General features: G+C 39.7%; 27 protein-coding genes and 3 pseudogenes. 23 read left to right on the top strand and 7 right to left on the bottom strand.

Features of this window, described 5'->3' with window-relative positions:
* Positions 1-54 precede the first annotated feature (54 nt).
* The 4 genes from tsaB to ACZ427_RS14520 all read left to right on the top strand — a co-directional run bounded on the left by tsaB (position 55) and on the right by ACZ427_RS14520 (position 3589).
* The gene (gene tsaB / locus ACZ427_RS14535) at positions 55-759 is read left to right on the top strand and encodes a tRNA (adenosine(37)-N6)-threonylcarbamoyltransferase complex dimerization subunit type 1 TsaB (RefSeq protein ID WP_461177074.1); all 705 of its coding nucleotides are present in this window, start codon (positions 55-57) and stop codon (positions 757-759) included.
* On the top strand, positions 752-1201 hold the full coding sequence (gene rimI, locus ACZ427_RS14530) for a ribosomal protein S18-alanine N-acetyltransferase (RefSeq protein WP_461177075.1): 450 nt from the start codon (positions 752-754) through the stop codon (positions 1199-1201). The genes tsaB and rimI overlap by 8 nt, the downstream gene beginning before the upstream one ends.
* Positions 1198-2208 carry a tRNA (adenosine(37)-N6)-threonylcarbamoyltransferase complex transferase subunit TsaD gene (tsaD, locus tag ACZ427_RS14525; RefSeq protein ID WP_461177076.1) on the top strand — a complete coding sequence of 337 codons (1011 nt, stop codon included), beginning with the start codon at positions 1198-1200 and terminating at the stop codon, positions 2206-2208. Before rimI ends, tsaD begins: the two co-directional genes overlap by 4 nt.
* 205 nt (positions 2209-2413) lie before the next feature.
* On the top strand, positions 2414-3589 hold the full coding sequence (locus ACZ427_RS14520; protein ID WP_461177077.1) for an FtsW/RodA/SpoVE family cell cycle protein: 1176 nt from the start codon (positions 2414-2416) through the stop codon (positions 3587-3589).
* Between the two features lie 171 nt (positions 3590-3760).
* Here ACZ427_RS14520 and ACZ427_RS14515 read toward each other — a convergent pair whose 3' ends face one another.
* Positions 3761-5683, bottom strand: coding sequence for an ABC-F family ATP-binding cassette domain-containing protein (locus ACZ427_RS14515; RefSeq protein ID WP_461177078.1), 1923 nt, complete (start codon positions 5681-5683; stop codon positions 3761-3763).
* 155 nt (positions 5684-5838) lie between these two features.
* On the opposite strand from ACZ427_RS14515, the gene ACZ427_RS14510 reads away from it, so the two are divergent.
* Positions 5839-6477 (top strand): redox-sensing transcriptional repressor Rex, encoded by a 639-nt coding sequence (locus ACZ427_RS14510; protein ID WP_461177079.1) that lies wholly within the window; start codon positions 5839-5841, stop codon positions 6475-6477.
* A gap of 98 nt (positions 6478-6575) precedes the next feature.
* On the top strand, positions 6576-7274 hold the full coding sequence (locus ACZ427_RS14505) for a hypothetical protein (RefSeq protein ID WP_461177080.1): 699 nt from the start codon (positions 6576-6578) through the stop codon (positions 7272-7274).
* A gap of 147 nt (positions 7275-7421) precedes the next feature.
* Here ACZ427_RS14505 and ACZ427_RS14500 read toward each other — a convergent pair whose 3' ends face one another.
* Both ACZ427_RS14500 and ACZ427_RS14495 read right to left on the bottom strand, forming a co-directional pair.
* Entirely contained in the window at positions 7422-7610 is a 189-nt protein-coding gene (locus ACZ427_RS14500; protein WP_461177081.1) for a YdiK family protein, read from the bottom strand.
* A gap of 2 nt (positions 7611-7612) precedes the next feature.
* Positions 7613-8323 carry a CPBP family intramembrane glutamic endopeptidase gene (locus ACZ427_RS14495; RefSeq protein ID WP_461177082.1) on the bottom strand — a complete coding sequence of 237 codons (711 nt, stop codon included), beginning with the start codon at positions 8321-8323 and terminating at the stop codon, positions 7613-7615.
* A 286-nt stretch (positions 8324-8609) separates the two neighbouring features.
* Here ACZ427_RS14495 and groES point away from each other — a divergent pair, with 286 nt between their 5' ends.
* Together groES and groL are read left to right on the top strand one after the other, a co-directional pair.
* Positions 8610-8894 carry a co-chaperone GroES gene (groES, locus tag ACZ427_RS14490; RefSeq protein WP_461177083.1) on the top strand — a complete coding sequence of 95 codons (285 nt, stop codon included), beginning with the start codon at positions 8610-8612 and terminating at the stop codon, positions 8892-8894.
* 49 nt (positions 8895-8943) lie between these two features.
* Positions 8944-10584, top strand: coding sequence for a chaperonin GroEL (gene groL / locus ACZ427_RS14485; RefSeq protein WP_461177084.1), 1641 nt, complete (start codon positions 8944-8946; stop codon positions 10582-10584).
* Between the two features lie 86 nt (positions 10585-10670).
* On the opposite strand, the gene ACZ427_RS14480 is transcribed toward groL, so the two are convergent.
* Together ACZ427_RS14480 and ACZ427_RS14475 are read right to left on the bottom strand one after the other, a co-directional pair.
* Positions 10671-11447 (bottom strand): tyrosine-type recombinase/integrase, encoded by a 777-nt coding sequence (locus tag ACZ427_RS14480; RefSeq protein ID WP_461177085.1) that lies wholly within the window; start codon positions 11445-11447, stop codon positions 10671-10673.
* The gene (locus ACZ427_RS14475; RefSeq protein WP_461177086.1) at positions 11377-11868 is read right to left on the bottom strand and encodes a tyrosine-type recombinase/integrase; all 492 of its coding nucleotides are present in this window, start codon (positions 11866-11868) and stop codon (positions 11377-11379) included. Before ACZ427_RS14475 ends, ACZ427_RS14480 begins: the two co-directional genes overlap by 71 nt.
* Positions 11869-12404: 536 nt before the next feature.
* Between ACZ427_RS14475 and ACZ427_RS14470 the strand changes: the two genes are divergently transcribed.
* From ACZ427_RS14470 to ACZ427_RS14400, 15 genes and pseudogenes are all read left to right on the top strand, one after another.
* Entirely contained in the window at positions 12405-12698 is a 294-nt protein-coding gene (locus ACZ427_RS14470) for an MMPL family transporter (RefSeq protein ID WP_464883452.1), read from the top strand.
* 7 nt (positions 12699-12705) lie between these two features.
* A complete protein-coding gene (locus ACZ427_RS14465; RefSeq protein ID WP_461177087.1) occupies positions 12706-13275 on the top strand; it encodes a TetR/AcrR family transcriptional regulator in 570 nt (189 codons plus the stop codon).
* A 139-nt stretch (positions 13276-13414) separates the two neighbouring features.
* On the top strand, positions 13415-13963 hold the full coding sequence (locus tag ACZ427_RS14460; protein ID WP_461177088.1) for a cupin domain-containing protein: 549 nt from the start codon (positions 13415-13417) through the stop codon (positions 13961-13963).
* A gap of 233 nt (positions 13964-14196) precedes the next feature.
* Positions 14197-14493: pseudogene (locus ACZ427_RS14455) on the top strand (peroxiredoxin family protein); the annotation flags it as partial.
* Between the two features lie 191 nt (positions 14494-14684).
* Positions 14685-15164 (top strand): DsrE/DsrF/DrsH-like family protein, encoded by a 480-nt coding sequence (locus ACZ427_RS14450; RefSeq protein ID WP_461177100.1) that lies wholly within the window; start codon positions 14685-14687, stop codon positions 15162-15164.
* 85 nt (positions 15165-15249) lie between these two features.
* A complete protein-coding gene (locus tag ACZ427_RS14445; RefSeq protein WP_461177089.1) occupies positions 15250-15549 on the top strand; it encodes a rhodanese-like domain-containing protein in 300 nt (99 codons plus the stop codon).
* Positions 15550-15569: 20 nt separating this feature from the next.
* Positions 15570-16145, top strand: coding sequence for a sulfurtransferase TusA family protein (locus ACZ427_RS14440; protein ID WP_461177090.1), 576 nt, complete (start codon positions 15570-15572; stop codon positions 16143-16145).
* A gap of 18 nt (positions 16146-16163) precedes the next feature.
* Complete coding sequence (locus ACZ427_RS14435) at positions 16164-16568, top strand: DsrE/DsrF/DrsH-like family protein (RefSeq protein WP_461177091.1); 405 nt, start codon at positions 16164-16166, stop codon at positions 16566-16568.
* Positions 16569-16587: 19 nt separating this feature from the next.
* Positions 16588-17718 (top strand): MBL fold metallo-hydrolase, encoded by a 1131-nt coding sequence (locus ACZ427_RS14430; RefSeq protein WP_461177092.1) that lies wholly within the window; start codon positions 16588-16590, stop codon positions 17716-17718.
* A 68-nt stretch (positions 17719-17786) separates the two neighbouring features.
* The gene (locus ACZ427_RS14425) at positions 17787-18014 is read left to right on the top strand and encodes a sulfurtransferase TusA family protein (protein ID WP_174616279.1); all 228 of its coding nucleotides are present in this window, start codon (positions 17787-17789) and stop codon (positions 18012-18014) included.
* A 51-nt stretch (positions 18015-18065) separates the two neighbouring features.
* A complete protein-coding gene (locus tag ACZ427_RS14420) occupies positions 18066-18848 on the top strand; it encodes a sulfite exporter TauE/SafE family protein (RefSeq protein WP_461177093.1) in 783 nt (260 codons plus the stop codon).
* A 36-nt stretch (positions 18849-18884) separates the two neighbouring features.
* The gene (locus ACZ427_RS14415; protein ID WP_461177094.1) at positions 18885-19244 is read left to right on the top strand and encodes a rhodanese-like domain-containing protein; all 360 of its coding nucleotides are present in this window, start codon (positions 18885-18887) and stop codon (positions 19242-19244) included.
* A 156-nt stretch (positions 19245-19400) separates the two neighbouring features.
* The gene (locus tag ACZ427_RS14410) at positions 19401-19790 is read left to right on the top strand and encodes a DUF302 domain-containing protein (protein ID WP_461177095.1); all 390 of its coding nucleotides are present in this window, start codon (positions 19401-19403) and stop codon (positions 19788-19790) included.
* A 144-nt stretch (positions 19791-19934) separates the two neighbouring features.
* Positions 19935-20195, top strand: a complete 261-nt coding sequence (locus ACZ427_RS14405; protein ID WP_461177096.1) for a metal-sensitive transcriptional regulator — start codon at positions 19935-19937, stop codon at positions 20193-20195.
* Positions 20196-20274: 79 nt separating this feature from the next.
* Positions 20275-20697, top strand: a complete 423-nt coding sequence (locus ACZ427_RS14400; protein WP_461177097.1) for a methyltransferase domain-containing protein — start codon at positions 20275-20277, stop codon at positions 20695-20697.
* Positions 20698-21216: 519 nt separating this feature from the next.
* Here ACZ427_RS14400 and ACZ427_RS14395 read toward each other — a convergent pair.
* Both ACZ427_RS14395 and ACZ427_RS14390 read right to left on the bottom strand, forming a co-directional pair.
* Positions 21217-22442 (bottom strand): annotated as a pseudogene (locus ACZ427_RS14395) (IS110 family RNA-guided transposase).
* 172 nt (positions 22443-22614) lie between these two features.
* Positions 22615-23815: pseudogene (locus ACZ427_RS14390) on the bottom strand (IS110 family RNA-guided transposase).
* Positions 23816-23925: the final 110 nt, after the last annotated feature.

Genomic DNA, 23925 nt, shown 5'->3' with positions numbered 1-23925 from the left:
GGGAACGCCTAAGATTTTACGGAAAGCCAAGTTTTTTAAAGGAGTTACGTTGGAATGAATATACTTGCAATAGATACATCGAATCAAGTATTGGGTGTGGCAATACTTAAAGATGGACAAATTATCGGTGAAGTCACTACAAATTTAGCAAAGAATCACTCAGTGCGGTTAATGCCGGCAATCGATCACCTGATGAAGGAGGTTTCGATGCCTCCTGACCAATTGGACAGAATAGCTGTCGCAAAAGGGCCCGGATCTTATACTGGAGTCCGAATTGGGTTAGCAACCGCAAAGTCTTTGGCATGGTCACTTAATATTCCTATTGTGGGTGTATCAAGCTTAAAAGTCCTTGCTTATCAGGGAAGGTTTTTTAATGCTTATATTTGCCCATTCTTTGATGCACGGCGCGGGATGGTTTTTTCAGGTGTCTACGAATGGAAAGGCGATAAGCTTGCCCCGGTCTTTGAAGAATCGAATATTTCAATGCAAGAGCTCCTGCAACAGCTTTCCAAAGAGAAAAAACAAGTGCTATTCCTCAGTCCGGATGTTTCATTATACAAAGAAGCAATTACCGACAGTATGGATGAATTTGCAATTATACCAGAAGGCCCCTATCATTTATCTAAAGCAAGTCATTTAGCTTTGGCAGCTAGCAACAGCGAACCTGAAGCCATCCATACATTAACACCAAATTATTTGCGACTGGCAGAGGCAGAGGCTAATTGGATGAAAGCCCAGAAGGAAAAGCAAAATGGCTGAGCTCATGTTAAGAAAGATGATGACAGACGATGTCGATCAAGTGATGGAAGTGGAACGGGCATCGTTTACGATACCTTGGACAACGGATATTTTTTATCAGGAGCTTGTAGATAACATGCACGCCCATTATTTTGTAATGGAACTTGATAATAAAATCATTGGGTATGCTGGAACATGGATTATCATTGATGATGCACAAATTACGAATATTGCTGTTATGCCGGAGTTCCGGGGACAGAAACTTGGTGAGAGGCTCTTTCAATATACCATCCAGCAGGCGGTTATGATGGGGGTTTCCCGTCTGTCATTGGAAGTACGAAAATCGAATATCGTGGCACAGAAAATGTATCAGAAATTTGGACTTGTTCCTGGTGGTATCCGAAAAAATTATTACGTCGATGACCAGGAAGATGCTATAGTGATGTGGGTGAATTTACGATGAAAAAAGATATAAATATATTAGGTATTGAAACAAGCTGTGATGAAACGGCAGTGGCTATTGTGAAGAATGGAAGGGAAATTGTTTCCAATACCGTTGCCTCACAAATAGAAAGTCACAAACGATTTGGCGGAGTAGTTCCGGAGATCGCATCCCGGCATCATGTGGAACAGATGACCATTGTGTTGGAAGAAGCGTTTCATGAAGCTGCAGTGAATTGGGAAGATATTGATGCGATTGCAGTTACGGAGGGACCAGGACTTGTTGGTGCGCTCCTGGTAGGCGTCAATTCTGCGAAGGCTTTGGCTTTTGCGAAACAAAAACCGCTAATTGGTGTCCATCATATTGCCGGACATATTTATGCTAATCGTTTGGAAGAGGAGTTCAAATTCCCGCTGCTTGCCCTCATTGTCTCAGGGGGTCATACAGAGCTTGTTTTGATGAAAGAACATGGGACGTATGAAGTAATTGGTGAAACGCTTGATGATGCAGCTGGAGAAGCTTATGACAAAGTCGCAAGGATGCTAAAATTGCCTTATCCAGGAGGACCACATATTGATCGTTTAGCCGGTGAAGGAGAAGAGACTATCGATTTTCCCCGGGCATGGCTGGAAGAGGGAAGTTATAACTTTAGTTTCAGTGGGCTGAAATCAGCAGTTATCAACAAAATACACAATGCTAAGCAACGCGGGGAAGAATTGAAAGCAGCAGATATTGCTGCAAGCTTCCAGGCAAGTGTCATTGACGTCCTGGCAGTGAAAACGGTGCGTGCAGCAAAGGAATATAACGTGAAACAGGTTATCGTAGCAGGTGGGGTAGCTGCAAATAATGGCTTAAGAAGTGTACTGCACGAAAAATTTGCGGAAGTAGATATCCCGTTGCTAATTCCACCATTGAATCTATGTACGGATAACGCAGCGATGATTGCTGCAGCAGGAACAATTGCTTATGAACAGGGGAAGTTTTCGGGGTTGGATCTAAACGCCAATGCTTCGCTATTATTAAAATAACTAGTTATCCACAGTCCTGTGCACAATATTCATGAAACCCTATAACATAAACACAATGCCTGTTGATTAATTAAGTGGATAACTTCTCGCGGGACTGTGGATAATGTGCATAACTTTGTTAACAACTAGTTTTAAAGCTTTTTTACATCAAAAATGATTGTGGATAATTATTTGGAGAAGCGGAAAGAAATTTGGTGATTATGCTATGAATAAAAAGCAATCTTATTATATGCAAACTGATTTTATTATGTTATTTATTTTATTTGTTTGTGTAAGTCTTTTGGCTATTTATAATGCCCAGCAGCTGGAGCAAAATGATGGGACAAATTTTGTTCTGCAGCAAATTGTCTGGTTCAGTGCTGGTGCGTGTATTGTCGCAGCTATTCAATACTTTGATTTGGATCAACTCTTTAAAGCTAGTATTTTTATCTATGGATTTGGTGTTTTTCTATTATTTGTGTTGTTGATAAGTCCGCCCAGTATAGCAAGCCCAGTAAATGGTGCAAAAAGCTGGTTCCAGCTGCCGGGTCTTTTTTCCCTGCAGCCTGCTGAATTTGTAAAGATGTCCACAATTGTCTATCTTGCTGCAACTGTAAGTCGCCATAAAGCTAAATATGAGGTTACTTCATTGAAAACAGACTGTTTCTTGTTGGTTAAACTGATAGCCATTGTTGTAGCGCCTATTTTGTTAATTATGATGCAGCCAGATTTTGGTACCGCCATGGTATATTTATTTGTCTTGGGCATGTTCATCATATTGTCCGGGATCAGTTGGAAAATTATTGGTGCTTTGGCTGCTGGAGGGGCTGCTTTTGCAGCAGCTCTTCTGGGAATTATTCTTCAATTTCCTAATTTTGCAGAAGAAGTGATAGGGATTGAACAATATCAAATTAATCGAATTTTGACATGGTTTAATCCTACTCAGCCATCCAACGACGCGACCTGGCATTTTGATCAGGCCTTTATGGGACTCGGGTCGGGACAGTTATTTGGAAAGGGCTTAAGCGGATTAGAAGTGAATTATCCAGAAGCACATACAGACTTTATTTTTTCCGTAATTGGAGAAAGTTTTGGTTTTATTGGCAGTGCGCTTGTTATTTTCCTTTATTTTATGCTTTTGTATAAATTGGTTACGCTGGGGTTAAACACATATAAGCATTCTGCATTTGCTTCATATCTATGTTTTGGCTATTTCAGTGTATTGTTGATTCATGCATTTCAAAATATCGGAATGACACTGGGGATAATGCCTGTTACTGGTATTCCATTGTTGTTGATAAGTTATGGTGGAAGCAGTGTCTTATCCACAATGATTGGTTTTGGAATTGTTTATCGTGTGGCTGTGGAACATACCATTCAAAATGATTATCTTTTTAAATAGAAAACACCCATACACTGCAAATTGCAGGCGTATGGGTGTGTTTTTTATTAGCAGATAAGAAACCAACATGGTGATTAAGAGCATGCCGCTACTAGCTCTTTAATGAAAACAGCTAATTTACTCAGAATATGAAGGATTCCCGAGCTTTTTGTTCCACTGTATAATCAGCATTTAGCCATCCTGCAATGCTGTCCATTCTTCCATAAGGGATTCTGCTTCTTTTTTTAGTTCGCCTGTTTTTTCTGTCAGCTCAAGTGCCTTCTCATGATCCTGATAGATATCGGGATCGGTCATTTTTTCTTCCAGTTTGGAAATTTCCAATTCAATCTCTTCGATGGTATCTTCAAGTTCCGTAATTCGGCGCTGTTTCTTGCGTTCTTCACGCTGTTGCTGCTTATCTTTCTGGAAGTCCAACTTTTTCTTATTCGTTTTCTGAACGGTTTCTTCCGTTTGTTGCAGTCTTGCTATTTCAGCTGCTTCTGCTTTTTTCTCAATATAATAATCATAGTCTCCAAGGTAGATTGTAATTCCATCCTGTTGCATTTCTGCTACCTGGTCCGTAATTTTGTTAATGAAATAGCGGTCATGGGATACGAAAATAATGGTTCCCGGAAAATCAGTGAGTGCAGCTTCCAATACTTCCTTGCTATCGATATCCAGATGGTTTGTAGGTTCATCCAGGATAAGTAGATTCGCTTTTTGCATCATTAATTTTGCCAATGCAAGCCGTGCCTTCTCTCCGCCACTTAATGCCTGAACAGGCTTTAGTACATCATCTCCAGAAAATAGAAAATTACCTAAAACGGTGCGAATATCCTTTTCATTGACATTCGGATACTCATCCCATAATTCTTGCAGAACGGTTTTGGAAGAAGTCAGGTTCGCCTGTTCCTGGTCATAGTAGCCGATTTGCACATTTGTTCCAATTTGAATGGTTCCATCTTTTGGTTTTAATACACCCATTATTATCTTCAGTAATGTGGTTTTTCCGACTCCATTTGGACCTACAAGTGCAATTCTTTCCCCACGGTTTACATGCAGTTTTGCATTCGTAAACAAGGGCTGACTGTCATCCTCATATTTAAATTTAAGATTATCCATTTTTAGCACATCGTTACCGCTCCGCCGGTTTATTTGAAAGGAGAAGTTTGCAGAAGACTCATCGCCTAAAGGCTTATCCAGTTTATCCATTTTCTGGAGCTGTTTTCGTCTGCTCTGTGCGCGTTTGGTTGTGGAGGCACGGGCAATGTTTCGCTGGACAAAATCTTCCATTTTCCTAATTTCAGTCTGCTGTTTCTCAAATTCTTTTAAGTCCCGCTCGTAGTCAAGGGATTTTTGCTCAAGAAATTTACTATATGTTCCATGATATTTCTTCGTTTTATGTCGGGATATTTCATAAACAATGGAAACCGTTTTATCTAAAAAGTAACGATCATGGGATACGATAACGACAGCCCCGGGATAGCTCGATAAATAATTTTCCAACCAGCCGAGTGTGTCAATATCCAGATGGTTCGTTGGTTCATCCAATATGAGCAATTGCGGTTTGGTTAATAACAGTTTTCCTAATGCCAGGCGTGTTTTCTGTCCGCCGCTTAAATCACTGATTGGTGTTTCATTTGTGTAATCCTGGAAATTCAGACCATTTAAAACAGCCTTTATCTCCGCTTCATATGTATAACCACCGTCTCTTTGAAAAGTTTGCTGAAGTCTGTCATATTCGTGTAAAAGTTTTTCAGAATCTGCAGTCTGCATGTCCGTATTTTCTGCCATCTTTTTTTCAATTGCCTTTAGTTCCAATTCCTGATCGGTTAGATGCTGGAATACTTCCATCATTTCATCCCAAATGGTTTTTTTAGATTCCAATGACGTATGCTGGGAAAGATAGCCAATAGTAAGGTCTTTTGGCTTAAAGAATTCGCCCTCATCATAGGTGAATTCACCTGCCATAATTTTCAGCAGTGTTGATTTACCCGCACCATTTCTCCCTACAATCGCGATGCGCTCATTATCTTTTATTTCAAGTTTGACATTATTTAAAATTTCATCCGCTCCAAAGGACTTGGATACTCCGTTTAACTGCATTAATATCATTACGTTCACCTCATCCATTCTAGTTTATCGTATATGTAATCAGGCAGGCAAGGCAGGCGATGGAATTGTGAAATTAATCACGACTTTTCCCCGTAATTCTGTTAAAATAATATATACATTGTGCAAAAATGAATGAAGTGAAAAGAGGCGTAACAATGGTACAGAATAAAATCCCACAGGCAACTGCGAAACGTTTACCCTTATACTATCGATTTTTAAATAATTTGAATCAGCAAGGGAAATCACGGGTATCTTCCAAGGAACTCAGTGAGGCTGTGAAAGTTGATTCAGCAACCATACGGAGAGATTTTTCTTATTTTGGGGCATTGGGTAAAAAGGGATATGGCTATAATGTGGAATACCTGCTTGGTTTTTTCCGTAAAACATTGGATCAGGATGAAGTAACAGAGGTTGCCTTAATCGGTGTAGGTAATCTTGGTACAGCATTTTTAAATTATAATTTTATGAAAAATAATAATATAAAAATTCAGATGGCTTTCGATGCAGACCCTGAAAAGGCCGGATCAGATATTGGTGAAGTTCCTGTTTACCATATTGATGAGATGGAAAAAAAGATGTCTGGTATAAAGGTTGCTATTCTGACCATTCCGGCAAGTGAAGCGGATGGAATTACGGACCGGCTTGTACAATATGGAATTGAAGGTATTCTTAATTTTACCCCTGCACGGATAACGGTGCCGGAACATATTCGTGTACACCATATCGATCTGGCCGTTGAGTTACAGTCATTGGTGTATTTTCTCAAACATTATCCTTTAGATACAAAAGAATGACGTCTCCACACTTCGGAATGTTTAATTCAGTGGGGTGTTTTTATGTGGAAGTCCCATGCCTTACAAAATGGGATTGTTGAATAGGAGAGAAAGCTGACATGAAAGAAAAGAAGATGTTTGCAGTAGTCATCATTGTGCTGCTCAGTCTTATTGTTAGTGCATGTGCAAGAGGTTCTAGCAGTGAGGAAACGGAAGATCTAACAACACAATACGAATTAGAGCGTGAAACAACCGAAGATGATAAACAAGAAGATAATGATGCTTCTGAAGAAAAGGAATCGATCCGTCAACTTGATGAAAAAGATGAAGCAATAGAAGAAGTGTCATCCGCAGAGGAAATAGCAATTAAAGGAGGTTACGCAGAAGTGTTTACCGACCTCCAAATGCCCTTTGATGAGGATAAATGGACACTCGGAAATTATCAGGAAGATGAGGGGGAAGCGATTGCAGAGTTTCTGACTGATGGAGAGACATTTGAAAACTATTCGCAGCTTTTAACGATTCATTATTTCCAGGAAGGGATGGACGACATCGGAATAGCGAACTTTATGCATTCGATGGAGACTAATTTATCGGAAGAGACTACAGGTGAATTAGAATTCAACAGGATTGAAGAAACAGAACATGAGGGAATGTATGAATTTTCTTTATCTGAAGATGATGTACAGTTCGATCAGGAAGAGCTTGGAAACGTATTTGTGAAGGATAATGACCTTTTGGTTGTCCGTTATACAACAATGGAAAAAGACATTAAAGACAGGGATGAGTGGCTGGAAAAATTAAGTAGTATTCAATAGGGGGAAAACAAAAGGAGCTGCGCAGCTCCTTTTGTCACTAGTAAAGAAAGTATAAAGCTTTCACCTATAAATAATGTTGCCACGGATGTGGCGCTCTTAGTCGAACTTCCTCTTGCCTTAGGGTGACCAAGGCGTCACGAACTTTTCTTACTTTTTCCGACTAAAATGCATTTTAATCATTCGAATACCTACTCCAAAGTCAAGTGCAGCAACAGCTGCAAGGATGAGGGTTGTAACATTCCAAATCGTATCATCAGCATATTGGATTGCTACATAAATAAAAAGCACCCCCATGGAAAAATAGATAACGGCCATTGCCAATGGTGACATCTTCATGCTTATCCTCCTATAAATATCATCATTTGTTCCAGTTGCCGCTGCATGTCTTCAATATCTTCCGGACTCAAACCGAATTGTGCTATAACTACAATCGTGTTCATTGCTGCGTGCACGATGATCGGGACAATAATTCGTTTGGTTTTTACATATAAAAATGCAAAGACAAACCCCATGGAAGCATAAATCAAAATATGTGTCGGGTCTAAATGGATAAACCCAAAAATTAAGGCTGATAATAATGCCGCAAAAAAGAAATTTACCCGTTTATAAAAGCTGCCGAAAATAATTTTTCGGAAAATAATTTCTTCCAAAACAGGTGCGATTATTGCCGGGATAATCATAAATATTGGTGCAGCACGTGATATATCCATAATTTCCTGGGTGTTTTCAGAGCCGGGATCAATTCCTAGAAGCTCCATCTCAATCACACCGGCAATAGTTTGTGCAGCAAAGGCCATGAATACCCCCAGAACAGACCAGACGATAATTTCTCCTATGGAGGATGCATCACGCTGACTACCCATTTTCATATCAGGCTTTAATAATAGCAACGTAACAACAAGTGCTCCTGCAAAACTGAAAATGGACCAGTAAATAACAGCATCAAAATCACTTATTGGAAATAAGGCATACAGGATTGGTGCACCAATAATTCCTGAAAATTGCATAATGATATAGGTTAGAATAACCCACCAATACCGTTTCGGCAAAATAAAACGACTCCTTTAATAGTTTGTGATTATAATAATATATGTTTTCATGTACAAATCATACATATTACGTATTTTATCACATGTTGATCATATATGTCGTGATACTGAGCCATGTCCCTCTCAGATTTTGTCGGATTCAGTCTAAATAAAGTTGTGAAATATTATTACTTTATTCTTGCATTTTTTAGACGAATTATTTATTATAATAATTGGGATTAGCACTCATTACCTTCGAGTGCTAATAAACAAAAAATAATGATATGGAATTAAGGAGGCTTTCTACATGATTAAACCACTAGGAGATCGCGTAGTTATTGAGCTTGTGGAACAAGAAGAGAAAACTGCAAGCGGTATTGTACTTCCAGACTCTGCAAAAGAAAAACCACAGGAAGGTAAAGTAGTTGCAGTAGGTTCTGGCCGCGTTACAGATAATGGAGAGAAAGTTGCACTCGAAGTTGCAGAAGGTGACAGCATTATCTTCTCAAAATTTGCGGGTACTGAAGTGAAATATGAAGGTACAGAATACTTAGTTCTTCGTGAAAGTGACATCCTGGCAGTAGTTAGCTAAAATCAGATAATAAAATACTTAATAATGACTTTAAGGAGGACTCATAAATATGGCTAAAGATCTTAAGTTTAGTGAAGACGCACGCCGCGCGATGCTACGTGGTGTAGATACATTGGCAGATGCAGTAAAAGTAACGTTAGGACCAAAAGGCCGCAACGTTGTTTTGGATAAAAAATTCGGTTCACCGTTAATTACAAATGATGGTGTTACTATTGCAAAAGAAATCGAACTGGAAGATGCTTTTGAAAACATGGGTGCACAGCTTGTATCCGAAGTTGCATCAAAAACAAATGATGTTGCTGGTGATGGTACAACAACTGCAACTGTTCTTGCACAGGCAATGATCCGTGAAGGGTTGAAAAACGTTACTTCCGGTGCAAATCCTGTAGGCATCCGCCGTGGAATTGAACAAGCAGTAGAAGTAGCTGTAAAAGAATTAAGAGCTATCTCCAATCCGATTGAAAGCAAAGAATCCATCGCTCAAGTCGCATCCGTTTCTTCTGGTGATGATGAAGTCGGTACCCTGATCTCTGAGGCAATGGAACGCGTTGGTAATGACGGTGTTATTACAATCGAAGAATCAAAAGGTTTCAACACTGAATTAGAAGTGGTTGAAGGGATGCAGTTTGATCGTGGATATGCTTCACCATACATGGTTACAGACCAGGACAAAATGGAAGCAATTCTGGAAGATCCGTATATTTTAATTACTGATAAAAAAATCGGTAACATTCAGGAAGTATTGCCAGTACTTGAGCAAGTTGTACAACAAGGTAAACCGCTTCTTTTAATTGCTGAAGATGTTGAAGGGGAAGCACTTGCAACATTAGTTGTGAACAAGCTTCGCGGTACATTTAACGCTGTAGCAGTTAAAGCACCAGGATTCGGTGACCGTCGTAAAGCAATGTTAGAAGATATCGGTATCCTGACCGGTGCTGAAGTAATCACAGAAGATCTTGGATTGGATCTGAAGAGCACAACAATGGAACAATTAGGTCGCGCATCTAAAGTTGTTGTAACAAAAGAAAACACAACAATCGTGGAAGGTTCCGGAAATCCAGAAGCAATTTCTTCCCGTGTGACACAACTTCGTGCACAATCAGAAGAATCTACTTCTGAATTTGATAAAGAGAAATTACAAGAGCGCCTTGCTAAATTAGCTGGCGGTGTAGCAGTAATCAAAGTCGGTGCCGCTACAGAAACAGAATTAAAAGAGCGTAAACTGCGCATTGAAGACGCATTGAACTCTACACGTGCTGCGGTAGAAGAGGGTATTGTTGCAGGTGGTGGTACAGCCCTTGTAAATGTACTTACAAAAGTTGGCGAGTTGAACCTGACAGATGACGAAGCAACAGGCGCAAAAATCGTTCTTCGCGCATTAGAAGAGCCTGTACGTCAAATCGTTCACAATGCAGGTCTTGAAGGATCCATCATCATTGAGCACCTAAAAGGTGAAAAAGTAGGCATTGGCTATAATGCTGCAACAGGCGAATGGGAAAACATGGTTGACGCTGGTATCGTTGACCCTACAAAAGTTACTCGTTCCGCATTGCAAAATGCAGCATCTGTAGCAGCAATGTTCCTAACTACTGAAGCTGTAGTAGCAGACCAGCCTGAAGAAGATGGCGGCGCTGCCGGCGGCGGAATGCCTGATATGGGCGGTATGGGTGGAATGGGCGGCATGATGTAAATCATCGCCCGTAAACTTTTACATGACAGTGTTTATAAGAGATTTATAGACCTCTGAAACATGAAAATGTCACAAGAAAGTAACATTTAATTAAAATTTATTTTGGATAGGGCGTTTTCGTATAAGTTGCTAACTTTTGCGGAAGCGTCCTTTTTCATTTTTTTGGTTACATGTGTATAGATCTTTAAAGTCGTTTGTGGGTCATCGTGTCCTACCCTTTCCATAACCGTTGCAAGGTCAATACCAGCTTCAGCCATCATGCTTATATGGGTGTGTCTGAAGATATGGGGTGTCGCCTTTTTTTCAATGTTTGTATATTCCATCAGCCTAGCCATCCTTGTCACTATATTCTTTTGTATATAAGGATATCCATTCGCTCGGCAAAAAACGAAATTACCGTCATGTTCCACTTCATTACGATATTTCATTTTGATCTTTTTCTGACGTTTGTGATGTGATTTAATAAGCTGCATAATTTCAGAATCCACTTCAATCGATCTTATCGACCCATTTGTTTTTGGAGGTGTTAATTCATATTTGCGCATGTTGTTATCTTCGTTATAGAGTGTTTTTGTAATTCGAACAGTATTAGTCTTAAAGTTAATGTCAGACCATTTTAATGCACATAACTCTCCGGAGCGCATACCCGAAAAAGCTAACAGATAGAACCGTTCAATATCTAATTCCTGTCCATGGTTTAAAGTAGCATTAAGAAACTCGTTCAATTCTTCGTTCGTTAAATATTTTTGTTCAATAGGTACCATCTCAATTTCTTCAACTGTTTTTCTTTTTTTAGGTATAATTACATCGCGATTTGGTCTTTCCTTGATAAGCTTGTCCTTTATCGCACGCTGAAATATCATGCCCTGATGTGTTCACTCCTTGAACAGTAGTCCGAGCATAATTTGGCGAAATGTCATTAATGAATTTTTGATACATGGAGTACGTAATCTTTCCAATTGGGCTTTTTGCCATATAACGGTTTAGTATAGCGACTTCTTTTTCACGGATTCGCAAAGTGCTTCTTTTAACACCTGTTTGTTTGTATACTTCTAACCAAGCAGATGCAACTTGATCAAATGTGATGCGTTTTCCTGAGTTCTCATCGATTTTATCTTCTTGGGTTGAGCGGACGGCTTTTTGTACACGTTCTTTAGCTTCTCGTTGTGTCTTTGCTCGTCGTTTGATTTGTTTGCGGCTTCCGGTTGCAGAATCACGTTCTCCATCAGCAATACACTCCCATCTAACTTGTCCAGATTTCGTTTTGAATTTTTGACAGTACATGATTCATGTCCTCCTCATATAGTTTATTTTGGTACATTTCTAACCGTCCTCAAGCACCGGATCGAAGCCAAATCGCAAAGAACAAGGGTTAAGTTCATGAAACAAACAGTCATTGAACAAACCTTCTCTGTAACGGGCGGGATTGTTGAACAAAGCACCCATATTTTAAACGACTTTATTGTTATATTTTTAGACACAATGAAGTGATCCACATTAGAAGTTAAACACTTTGTTTTTACCCCGTCTTATTATGAGGACGGGGTTATACTGTTTTGGTATTAAAAATTAAATAACTTTATTGACACTTAACAAGAAGAAGGGTTTTTCAATGCTTTAGAGGGGGAATCCCCGGGCGTTTATGAGTGAGCTAGAAAGTCAGGAAATAGCACCGGAGCGGCGGCAGGTTCCGCGAAGATTTACTTAATCAGATTAGTTCTTTAATTACAACTGTTTCACTTACAATTGATTATACTCCCTTAACAGCAACACTCGGCGCGCTGATTATCGGTATTGGAACAGAATTTACGATCCTGGTAATGGAGCGGTTTTACGAGGAACGTCAAAAAGGTTCAAAAAGACAGGAAGCAATTATAACAGCCAACGAAAAAATAGGTAAAGCTATATTTGCTTCAGCCTTCATAACAATTGGCGGATTCAGTGCTTTGCTTATATCTGATTTCGTGATTTTAAGCAATTTTGGTATGATGACATTAGTGAATATTTCCTTTGCCCTTTTGAGTACGATCATTGTCCTGCCCGCAATATTGGTAATTTTTGACCGGTTTGTGCGTACAAAAAGTGATGAGGGAACAGAAATTGTAACGGGGTGAAATAGGTATGCGAGATAAAACGGATCAAATTTTGAATGCGGCAATCAAGGTGTTCATTTCAAAAGGGTTCCTACAGTCCACCACTCAGGAAATCGCAAAGGAAGCCGAAGTGGCCGAGGTAACACTTTACCGCAAATTTTCCACAAAGCAGAACCTTTTTGAGATTGTGGTGAAAAAAGCACTCGAAAATGAATTTCATGCCAAAGTCATGAAGTTCGCGGAAGAACCGGGAACAACGGAATTTTTCAAACGCATTCTGGATGACCGATTTACAGCTTTGTCAAAAAACCATATGCTTGCAAAGACACTGCTCGCCGAAAGTTTTATGGGGCTTTTAGCCGACGAAATTAATTTTCCCGTTATTATTTTTAACGGACTCAAAAAAGGATTGGATATACACTTTGCTGGATTTGAAAATAAACCTGACACAAACCTTCTTGCAAGGCAAATAGGCGGTATTCTTCTCGGTAGTCTGACATTCCCGCCGGAAGTGCCTTATCATAAGCAGTCCAAGCAGCAAAAGGAAGAACTGTTAAACGTACAAGTGCATGCTTTGGAAACCTTTATACCCCGTTGATGGTTCATTGAATGGTTGCAGGAACACACGAGAGGCTGGAACAATAGTGTTTTTTCAAAAGCGATTCAAAAGTAACTGAAAACAAACTTGGGACATATGATGATTTTGTATATGTAATCACAAGAAAGGATTGAAAACTATGTCTCAGTATGAATATCCTTATTCCTACTCGCCAATTTGTAATTGTGGCAGGGTACCGTTTAACTGGGGTGCAGCAAATGAATTTTATGCAAACCAACATTGGCCATACGCAGACCCCCGCAGCTTTACGGGTCCCTTGATGCAAGATCATGGAAAAGAGCCATTTGTTCTGAATATAGATCAGGCTGCCAAGCAAAACAATACTTTTCGTACAGCCATATGGACAGGAGATAACTTGCAGGTTACATTGATGAGTATTGGAGTTGGGGAAGATATAGGTTTAGAAGTACACCCTGATGTGGATCAATTTTTACGTGTTGAGGCAGGGCAAGGAGTCGTTCAAATGGGAGATAGGAAAGATAATTTATATTTTCAGGATAGAGTTTTTGATGATTATGCAATCATGGTACCTGCCGGAGTATGGCACAATCTGATTAATACGGGTCGTACGCAGCTTAAACTTTACACAATCTATGCCCCGCCTGAACATCCGTTTGGCACTGTTCATCGTACAAAAGCAGAGGCAATGGCCGCTGAGGAAGATTAAATCAGTTTTATAAGCCGTGCAAAGTTGAGAATGCTGCCAGAAGTTTAATCCAAAAAAATGGTTGTCTGTCATTAATAGTCAGGTATCGTCCGGGGGAGATCCAGTCGTTGCCTGGCTTTTTTCTTAAAACTTAACGTTTTTACAAATAAGTTGGAGCACCGTTCTATTAAAAATTAAAAAGGTATTTTCATCAAGTTTTCATATTCACACTTTACTATGAATCATAAGAAAAAATCGGTTCAAGTGGAGGCAAAATGACCTCATCACCGCCTCCCGATGATAAGGATGATGTCAAAGGGATGGATGAGGTGGGGATTTCAGTAGGACAAATTGCTCCGGACTTTAATTTAAAGACGCTCGAAGGAAAAACAGTGCGCTTGTCAGATTACCGGGGTGAACGTGTTATTGTCAATTTTTGGGTTACATGGTGTCCCCCTTGCAGAGCAGAAATACCTGATTTTCAAAAGCTCTATAAAAATAAGGATGTGGAAATATTAGCGGTTAATCTGACATCAACGGAAGAAAGCAAAGGTGCAAAAATCAAGTAGCATTGGTTATCAAAAAAAATTGAATATGCGCTTGACAAAATACCCATCAGGGTATATGGTGAGTTATGTAATGTTTTTAAAGGGGTTCAGCAAAAGAGCGAACCCTATTATTTAGCAATATTTAATACCTATACATGTATGAGTGTAAATAAAAGGAGTTGAATAAGTAATTGATGCAGGATAAAAAGAAAACAACAATTGTTTTGTTCAGTGGTGATTATGATAAAGCAATGGCTGCATATATTATCGCAAATGGCGCGGCAGCCTATGACCATGAGGTGACTATATTTCACACATTCTGGGGATTAAATGCGCTCCGGAAAGATAGTCAGGTTCCGGTAAAAAAGAATTTTCTCGAAAAAATGTTTGGAAAACTCATGCCGCGTGGTACAGATAAAATGGGCATATCCAAAATGAATTATTTGGGAATGGGACCAAAAATGATTAAACGTGTTATGAAAAAGCACAATGCTATGCCTCTTCCCCAATTGGTGGATATGGCTCAGGAACAGGATGTTAAACTGATTGCGTGTACCATGACAATGGATTTGCTCGGTCTTCAAAAAGAAGAACTTATGGATGAAATTGAATACGGTGGTGTGGCTGCTTATGTTGGAGAAGCAGAAGAAGGCAATATCAGCCTATTTATTTAAAATAATTTAATACCCTTACCCATATTGGTAAGGAAGATTTGATTTAAGGATCTGTTAAATAAGACTATCAAGGAGGTAAATTCAATTGAAATCAGTAAAGACGAACGAACTGGAAGAAAGAATCAAAAACAAAAGTGATGTAAATGTTATTGATGTACGCGAGGATGATGAGGTGGCACAAGGGAAAATACCGGGTGCGAAACACATTCCTCTTGGTGAGATTTCGGATCGAATCAATGAACTAGATAAAAACAAACACTATTATATGGTTTGCCGTTCGGGTGGCCGTAGTAGTAAAGCATGTGAATTTCTTTTGAACCAGGAATTTGATGTAACAAATGTTGATGGCGGTATGCTCGCCTGGACAGAGAAAGTGGAGAAATAAAATAAAGGAGGCATTGATTCATGGGAATTAAAGCAAATGAAACAGTGGATGCAAAGGGGCTTGCTTGTCCAATGCCAATTGTCAAAACAAAAAAGGCTATTTCTGATTTGGATCCTGGGCAGGTAATGGAAGTTCAGGCAACCGATAAAGGATCCACAGCCGATATTAAGGCTTGGGCGGAAAGTACAGGTCATCAGTACCTGGGCACTATTGAAGAGGGTGACGTGCTGAAGCATTATTTGCGTAGAGCAAGTGATGATGAAGTAAAAAATGAAGCAAACTATGATGATGTGATTGGTTTACAGGTGTTGCGGAATAAAGTTGATGGACTTGAAGATGTAACGATTCTTGATGTTCGTGAACAAGCAGAATATGCATTTAATCATATTCCGGGCGCAATCAATGTTCCGCTTGGGGAATTGGAAAACCGAATGGATGAAATAAATACTGACAAAGAGATTCATGTTATTTGCCGTACGGGGAGCCGAAGCGACCTTGCAGCCCAAAAGCTGTCACAAAAAGGTTTCAAAATCGTAAAAAATGTGGTGCCGGGCATGGCTGAATGGGATGGCCCAACGGAAAAATCCACAAAATAATTGAGGGAGGAATAAACAATGGAAAACAATAACACACGCGTAGCAATAATAGCAGCAAATGGTGGTATGTTCGATGCCTATAAAGTATTTAACATTGCGACAGCAGCCGCCGCATCGGATAAAGAGGTAGGGATATTCTTCACATTTGAAGGACTCAACTTGATTCATAAGGAGGCTCACAAAAACCTGGCGATGCCGGAAGGGAAAGAGCACTTCAAAGAAGGCTTTGAAAAAACGAACGTTCCATCCATCAGTGAGTTGTTGGAAATGGCTCAGGAAATGGGTGTCAAAATGATTGGATGTCAAATGACAATGGATGTTATGAATCTGGAAAAAGACGATTTTGTGAAAGGAATTGAAGTCGGTGGGGCAACTTCATTCATTGAATTTGCCAAAGATGCCGATATTTCACTGACATTTTAAACAGTAGGAGGCTAATTGTATGATAAAAAGTATTACGACTGATGAACTTGCAAAACGAGTTGTCAACCGTGAGGAGACTCTCATCCTGGATGTTCGGAATACGGATGAGTTTGATGATTGGAAGATCGAAGGGGACAGCGTTGAAATAATCAATGAACCTTATTTCAACCTGCTCGATGGCGTTGACGCTATAGCAGATAAAATTAGTAAAAATCAGGAAGTAATTGTGGTTTGTGCCAAAGGGGGCTCATCGAAAATGGTGAGAGACCTTTTGGAAGAAGAAGGTTTTACACATGCTTATGACCTGGAAGGCGGCATGAAAGCCTGGAGTGAACATTTGGAGCCCATCAAAATAGCAGATTTGAATGACGGCGGAAGTCTATACCAGTTTGTACGTCTTGGAAAAGGCTGCTTGTCATATATGGTTGTTTCCGACAAAAAAGCAGCGGTTGTTGATGCTAATCGTATGACAGGTATTTATGAACGTTTTGCTGAAGAAAAAGGTGTATCGATTGAGCATACGATTGATACGCATCTTCACGCTGACCATATTTCGGGTGGACGTCAACTCGCTGAAAATACCGGAGGCACGTATCATTTACCGGATAAAGATGCGGAAGAAGTAACATTTGATTATGCATTATTGGAAGAAGGAACAGATATTACTGTCGGAAACACAACTATTCAGGTACAGCCGATCTATTCACCGGGGCACACAATTGGAAGCACATCGTTGATTATTGATAACAAATACCTGCTGACCGGAGATATTCTATTTGTGAAATCGATTGGCCGCCCTGATTTGGCTGGAAAGGCTGAAGATTGGGTCGGAGATTTGCGGGAAACGTTATACAGCCGTTATAAAGAACTATCTGACGATCTGATTGTATTGCCCGCTCACTATTCATTTGTGGATGAACTTGGAAATGACGGAAGTGTCAAGGCACGGCTTGGTGATTTGTATCAGCGTAATTCAGGTCTGCAGGTGGAAGATGCACAGGAGTTCCGGAAAATGGTAACGGAGAACCTGCCGCCGCAGCCAAACGAGCACGATAATATTCGTCAGACCAATATGGGTAAAATGAACCCGGAAGCTGAAAAACAGCGCGAAATGGAGATTGGCCCGAATCGCTGTGCAGTACACGGTTAATACATTTAACTGAATGGATGGGTCCAGAAACAGCACGGTGATTAAAAAATTACAAGGAGGAACTTATGATGGAAGCAGTAAAAGTATTAGATGCAAAAGGAATGGCATGTCCTATGCCGGTAGTAAAAACGAAAAAGGCAATCGAAGACATTGAATCGGGTGAAATTCTGGAGGTTCATGCGACAGACAAAGGTGCAAAAAGTGATTTAACAGCTTGGACTAATTCAGGTGGTCACGAGCTGGTGGATCAGACTGAAGAAAATGACGTACTGAAGTTCTGGATTAAGAAAGCCTAACGAGGGGCCCCTTATTCAGGGGTTTCTTCTTTTTATGAAAGGAGTATGGCTATGGAATACAGTTTAATGTTCATATTAGTCCTGTTTTTAATTGGATTTGGTGGTTCATTCCTATCCGGGATGGTTGGTATCGGCGGTTCCATTGTTAAATATCCGATGCTGCTATACATTCCGCCTTTATTAGGACTATCAGCGTTTACAGCGCATGAAGTTTCCGGCATTAGTGCCGTTCAGGTTTTGTTTGCCACAATTGGCGGGGTATGGGCATACCGGAAAGGTGGATACCTAAATAAAACACTGATTATTTATATGGGGATAAGTATCATGCTTGGAAGTTTTATTGGTGGTTATGGTTCCCAGTTCATGACGGATGGCGGCATCAATTTTGTGTATGGTGTAATGGCTACTATCGCAGCCGTTATGATGTTTGTTCCTAAAAAAGGGATCGACGATCCCCCGCTTGACCAAGTTACATTCAACAAGTGGCTTGCTGCATTTTTTGCATTTGTAACCGGTATTGGGGCCGGAATTGTAGGTGCGGCAGGCGCATTTTTATTGGTTCCAATTATGCTGCTTGTGCTGAAGATACCGACACGTGTGACGATTGCATCTTCACTTGCCATTACATTTCTTTCAGCCGTTGGTTCAACGGCAGGTAAAATAATGACCGGTCAGGTATTACTTATTCCGGCTGTGATCATGATTATTGCTAGTCTGATTGCATCTCCGCTTGGTGCAAATGCCGGTAAGCGAGTAAATACGAGAGTATTACAAGGCATTCTTTCAGTTCTGATTCTGGCAACAGCTGTTAAAATATGGTCGGATTTTTTCTAGGATAACCAGTTACCTAATGGACTAGGAGGGAGTTGGATGGAAATTTTACAATGGATTTTTTTCATTATTATAATTGCATTTGTGGTGAACTTTTTTCTTTCGACAAAAGGAGTTTCGAATATAACCGCAAAAGAAGCAAAAGATAAGTTTGCGGAAAAAGATGTACAGTTCGTTGATGTAAGAACACCGGGTGAGTATAAAGCCAATCATCAGAAGAAATTTGCAAATGTACCATTAGCCCATTTATCAAAACGTACCGGAGAATTGGATAAAAATAAAGAAGTAGTCGTTATTTGTCAAAGCGGTATGCGAAGCGCAAAGGCAGCCAAAATGCTTAAGAAACAAGGTTTTGAAAAAGTATCTAATGTTAAAGGCGGAATGAATGCCTGGGTATGATGATTGATGATGAAGGAGTTTAACAGGTATATTAACATGGAGATGTTTAACATTCCGTCGTATGGGTTAGTATTAAACGTTGGATGGAAATTACCAAATATAATTTTATCTGTTTATGGCAGGTAACTTTTTATAAAAAGGGAGTTGTTTAAGGTTATGTTTCATTATACAGTTGAAACGGAAAAATCACTGGAGGAAGCGATTCATGCACTGGAGGAAAACCTAAAGGAAGAAAAATTCGGTGTGCTTTGGCAATTTGATGTTAAAGAAACGTTAAACAATAAAGGGTTTGATTTTGAACAAGCTTATCAGGTTTTGGAAGTTTGTAATCCAAAAGAGGCGAATAATGTATTATCTGAAAATCAGCTTATAGGTTATTTTCTCCCATGTAAAATAGTTGTGTACCAGGATATTGAAACAAACAAGGTTAAAATTGGCATGCCAAAGCCAACAGCATTAATTGAAATGGTTCATGATGATTCATTACAAGAGTTTGCAGCTGATATAGAGGAAGGACTGATTGTTTGTATAGATAAGACAAAATAATATCTAATTACGAAAGATTTTCATCTTTTTGTGTGAGTTTTAATACCCCATCATGTATAATGGAAGTAAAGGAAATGAATGTACAAAACTGGTTTTATGTACAACACAAATACCAGATTCAATAGAGAAAAGGGGTGCCGTCCAATGGAATATGATGATCAGATGAAAAATCGAATTAAACGTATTGAAGGTCAAGTCAGGGGATTATTGAAAGCGATGGATGAAGGGAAAGAATGTCGTGATGTAGTGAACCAGATGACTGCTGCCAGAAATGCGCTTGACCGTACAGCAGCATTGGTTGTTAGCAGAAATCTGGAAGCGTGCATTCGTGAGGAGAAGGAATCCGGTGAAAGTTCGGAAGATCTTATTAAGGAAGCAGTAAACCTGCTTGTAAAAAGTCGGTAATTCTCCTGCAGATGTGTTGGGTGAAAGGAGATAACAATGACTGGATAAACGCTTTAACCTAGAAAGAGCAGATAAGCTGATGAGTGTCGATCGCAGAAAAAAATTACCGCCGGAGGAAATAATCCGGTATTTGGAATTAGATAAAAATGACACGGTTGGCGACCTTGGTGCAGGCACTGGTTTTTTCACGATTCCCATGGCTAAACAGGCACAGGAAGTTTTTGCGGTGGATATTGAACCAAAGATGCTGAGGATGCTGAAGGAAAATACGGCGAAAGTGCATCTTGAAAACATTCACTATGTTGAAAGTGATCTGGGCCATATCCGGCTGGATTGTTGTTCATCATTGAGTGGGAAGCCGTTGAAACGGATTCTGGTCCGCCGCTTGATCACCGGATTCCTTCCAATGACATGGAGAATTCATTGGAAAATAACTGTTTCAAACCTGAACTTGATTCATTTGAATCCGGAAAATTACGCATTCAAGGCTGTATTGAAATAATAATCTTTAGGCAACAAGTGTTTTATTTTAGATATATGCTTGTTCCGCTATACCAGCTAATAGTTGTCAACATTTAAAGTTAAAAAAGTTCAATAAAACATGTTACACTCCCTCAGATAGATTCAATTTACTCGTAAATGCTCGCTTATTCGCAGGATTTCAAACCACTTGTAAGAACAATAACGGATGATTGGAATGAGTAATGATGTTTAAGGCTACATGAAGGCATACGGGAATAGAGGAGTTAAAAACTCCAAACATTCCAAAAGATATACGGCACGTATTCTCCACGCCGCCCTCGGAGGCTTTCCCTCCCATGTCTCAACGGGTCTAATGCCCTCTCATTCCTTCGTCATGCCTATCCAAGGGGTGGAGGCCGGTTTTGCTAAAATAATGGGTCTGTGCCCTTTCGTGTAACACATCCAGTACTCCGTGCTTTTTTTGAAATCCTACGAATAAGCCATCACTCAAAAAGTAACTTTTAATTTTTTTGATAGGTTCAGTTTCAAGGTAATTAATTTATGCTATTAAAGGCGATAAGGGTTGTATTTTTACTGGACAATAGGGTTCATTACGTCGGGCAATTCCTACTATTATTCTTGCAAACTTGCCAATCAATTTCATAATAGATTTCATCTTTTTCATCTTTTTTACTTTGACATTGTGGGCATGAAGTTCTTTAAATTCAGGATTGTTCATTACGAGACTCATTGTGGCTAAGTACAAGTAACGCCTTAGGCGAGATCTTCCGCGCTTAGAGATAATAATTTGCCTGCATGTCGTAATAAAGAATTACCGTGTGCAAATTTACTTAAATCACCAGTTTCACCTATAATACCCCTAAGTGTAATTTCAGTAATTCCTTTCATGCCAAGTATTTTGTTGGCGAAAGTAATTTTTTCAAGTGAATCAGTCGCTTCTTTTTCAACTTTTTCAAGTTGAGTTGTGGCGAGATCAAATTCTTCAAGTAATTGTTCTAGGTGTAGTTTATATGCGTCAAGTGCTTGGGTGGCACCAACAGAACCTTTAGCTAATTGAATTAATGTTTGTGCTTTTTTAAACCCGGGTTGTCGTTTCGTCAGTGTTCTCCATCCTTTAACGATATCCTGGGCTTCCATTGAACGTAATTCAGCTGGTGTAGGGAATAAGCGAAGGGTTGCGATTGCACCTTTTCCCTTTAACATCTTTAAATACTTGTCGAAGTTCAGGGAATATAATATCAACCCAACGATTTATTTGGTTAACGGAACTAACAAGTCGTTTCACGATTACGTCACGGTTAGACATTAGAACTCTCAGTTTTTCGAAAGCCTCTGAAGTTGGATGTAAAAAAGAATAATATCCATTCTTCACCATATCAGCAATTACGAGAGCATCCTTTTTATCACTTTTGGATTGCGTGTTATCTCGATTTTCTTTATTCTTTTTTACAAGATGAGGGTTAACCGTTACGACATCGATACCTTGATCATACAGCCATTTAGATAAGTTTAACCAATAATGTCCGGTAGGTTCCATTCCCACAATTTCAGTACTATAACCTTTTGAATATTTTAATTCGTTCATCCATTCTTGTAATCTAGCACATCATTTTCAAAAGTGAGAGGATCACCAATCACAATACCTCTATAATTTACTGCACGAGCTACATGGAATTGTTGTGCAATATCCACTCCAACGACTAGATGTTGGTCTGATATTCTTTCTATAAGTTGATTTTGTTTGTCCTGCATTTTATACTTCATGTAGAGCTTCCTCCTAAGTTAATTTGTTTGTGTGTAAATTCATCTTATCGAGGGGCTCTATATTTTTCAAACCTTAAAATTAACGTTCTACAGGAATGCTAAAATTAAGCATACCAAATAGCCTTACCGTTGAATCGATAATGTTTTGAAAATTGTGACTTTAAATCGTTTCTTATTGATCTACAAAGACTTCCTGACGTTTTAATATGGCATGAATCCAGTGAATGAGTTTATTAGCACAGGCAATCATAGCAACCTTGTGAGGTTTGGCCTCGTTTCTTTTGCGATCATAAAAGACTATCAGTTTTTTATTGCGATTTTTGGCCAGGCCGCATTGCACAGCCGTATAAAGGGCCTGACGTAATATTGATGATCCCCTTTTCGTGATGCGGTTGATGGCAGCCTTATATTTACCTGATTCGAAGACTGCTGGGTCTACCCCAGCATAGGCAGCCAGTTGCTTAGGCCGTTCAAACTGATCAATTCCCCCAATTTCGGAGATGATTGTTGCTGCAAGCTTATCTCCAATCCCGGGAATCGACTGGATCAATCCATGGTCTTCAAAAGACCGAGCCAGGGCATCTATTTCTCGTTTTAATTGGGATAGGTGCTCTTGATATTGAAAAAGCATCTGAATATACATCTGTAAGCTGACAATATGACCATGACAGACGGGATGCTGAAAGGGATTACGGTCTGCCGCAGCCTTTAATTGGGCTGCTTTATCCAAAAACCATGCGTCGGAACGTCTAGCCCCGAATTGACGCATATCGTCGGCTAATGTTTGTTGAGCGACTTTTTGAAATAGCCGAAGCAGTCGGATAATGCAGTAAGGTGTTCAACGATAACTTGCCACAAAGATCGCTGAAGACATTATGATATTCCGGAAAAATATGATCGACTGCAGCTTGGAACTGCAATTTTATTTCAACATAGCTATCCGTTAAAGCACTGTGCTGTCTGGTTAATTGACGCAGATCCAGGTATTGCTCGGTTTTCTTCTGAAAGGCTTCTAGATCTTCTTTATAGTACAACTCACCTAGATGATACGCATCGACTTTGTCTGTTTTCACTTTACGCAGACCCGTTTTTTTGGCCTCATAAGAAACGACCGGATTGATGACATAATACGTGATAGCCTGATCCTCGAGAAATTGAAGCACAGGTTCATGATAGTGCCCGGTAGATTCGAAAATGACGGCCGGAGGCTGACCGGCAACCTGTTCCACTTCCTGATAAAACTGATAAAACGTGTGAAGTCCTTGTAGATGGTGCGCAAATTTAAAGCTTTGCTTATACGTTTTTTTCCGTTGTAAAAAGGTTTGGACCTGGCTTTCTCCTTTGTCGACATCCAGGCCGATAACAGGATCCATAACTGATCACAACTCCTTTAATAGATTCGCCGGTGCTCCCCTTACACGCCCTTGTAGTGTCATAGCTTCGCTTGTTATGCGGGATCGTGTCCCAACCAGCCTCAAACATG

Source organism: Virgibacillus ainsalahensis (assembly GCF_055380755.1).
This window is presented reverse-complemented; position numbering and strand designations above follow the sequence as displayed.